The sequence below is a fragment of the Thiolapillus sp. genome (assembly GCF_048562965.1).
Classification (GTDB): Bacteria; Pseudomonadota; Gammaproteobacteria; order Chromatiales; family Chromatiaceae; genus Thiolapillus; species Thiolapillus brandeum_A.
This window is the reverse complement of sequence record NZ_JBHNMF010000776.1, coordinates 1-1,390: the sequence shown is the minus strand read 5'-3', so window position 1 is coordinate 1,390 and position 1,390 is coordinate 1. Positions and strand designations below refer to the sequence as shown.

2 protein-coding genes are annotated in these 1,390 nt (G+C 53.8%); both read left to right on the top strand.

Annotated elements, in window-relative coordinates:
* Positions 1-429 precede the first annotated feature (429 nt).
* Positions 430-708 (top strand): HD domain-containing protein, encoded by a 279-nt coding sequence (locus tag ACOCD2_RS20000; protein ID WP_419583024.1) that lies wholly within the window; start codon positions 430-432, stop codon positions 706-708.
* The gene (locus ACOCD2_RS19995) at positions 632-1,360 is read left to right on the top strand and encodes a hypothetical protein (protein WP_419583025.1); all 729 of its coding nucleotides are present in this window, start codon (positions 632-634) and stop codon (positions 1,358-1,360) included. Before ACOCD2_RS20000 ends, ACOCD2_RS19995 begins: the two co-directional genes overlap by 77 nt.
* Positions 1,361-1,390: the final 30 nt, after the last annotated feature.

Sequence of the window (1,390 nt, the reverse complement as noted above, 5' to 3'; positions counted from 1 at the left end):
TTTTCTCAGACTTTGGCCCGACCGGGAGAAATGCCGGCAAAATACTTTCGTCTCCCTTCTGCTACGCATGGTGGCTTGAGTTTGCAAGATCAGGGAAGTGAAAATAATGGTGAAACTTCAGTCCTCTGAAGGCTCTTCTCCGCTTTGATGAGTGAGCAGAATGTACAATAAATTGCTAATTATTTGAATATGAACAATTTAATCCAGGTAGAACGGGGCTGTATGATTTGCTCCATCAACATCTGGCTCAGGGCAGTAGCTGTCCATTTTTCAACCCCTCTCCGCCTGTACCAGCCATATGCTTGTGCGACTGATACAGACGGCGAAGGGCAGAAAAATGGACAAAAGCTCACTCATCAAAGCGGAGAAGAACCCCTCTGAAACTCTAAACTCTAGTATTGAGTATAACCTAGGAGAAAAAACCGCCTCATGTCCGATCTCGTCAAACGTGCCAAGACTTTCGCCACGAGTGCACATCAACGCATCAACCACCGGCGGAAATACACACAACAGCCCTATGAAGTACACCTCAGGTCGGTTGCCAATCTGGTCAAGGAGATTGGTGGCGATGAACAGATGATCGCCGCCGCATGGCTGCACGACACTGTGGAGGACACACCTGCCACTTATCATGACATCGAAGAAGCTTTCGGTACCGACGTGGCCCAACTGGATATATGGACTTACCGACATCAGCAAACCCGGTGACGGCAACAGGATCACGCGCAAGGCACTGGACAGGAACCATCTCGCCGGCGGCTCACCCCGCGCCCAGACCATCAAGCTCGCCGACCTCATCGACAACGCCAGGGACATCTGCAAACATGACAGAAATTTTTCCCAAGTCTATCTGAGCGAGATGGCGGCGCTGCTGGATGTGCTGCAGAAAGGCAACGGGGAACTGATGCGGCGGGCCCGCAAGATCCTGCAAAAATGCATGGATGAACTGGGCATGCCCGCCATTCACCCGCCTCCTGAGTTCAGTACCACCTCCTCGTCCACGGACGCGCTGGGCTTTTCCCGGCGGCGGGTGCAGCGCCTGTTTTCAGAAGCCTTTACAGCCAAGGACATCGCCGAACCCCTTCCCTCCTTCGATGCCGACAGAGACGGCCGGGAGATCCGAAAACTCATGCAGGAAGCCGGCCTGCAGGTGGCAGGGGTACGGGACAGGGGTATGGTAAGCTGCTACATAAGAAGCAGTGATCTCGAAGAAGCAGCAAGGCCCCTGCCTTGCACAGGCCAGAGGTTTTCAGGCCGACCAGCTGATCTACGGCGACGCCAACCTGTCCGATGTAATCCTTATACTCAGCCGCCACGACCACTGTTTCGTCAGCGTAACTACTCGCCCCTATCAGCGTAGAGCTGTCCCGAAAAGGCCATTTGAATGGCG

Coding starts and splice junctions, on each gene's coding strand:
- ACOCD2_RS20000 (WP_419583024.1), top strand. CDS start 430: ATGTCCGATCTCGTCAAACGTGCCAAGACTTTCGCCACGAGTGCACAT.
- ACOCD2_RS19995 (WP_419583025.1), top strand. CDS start 632: ATGACATCGAAGAAGCTTTCGGTACCGACGTGGCCCAACTGGATATAT.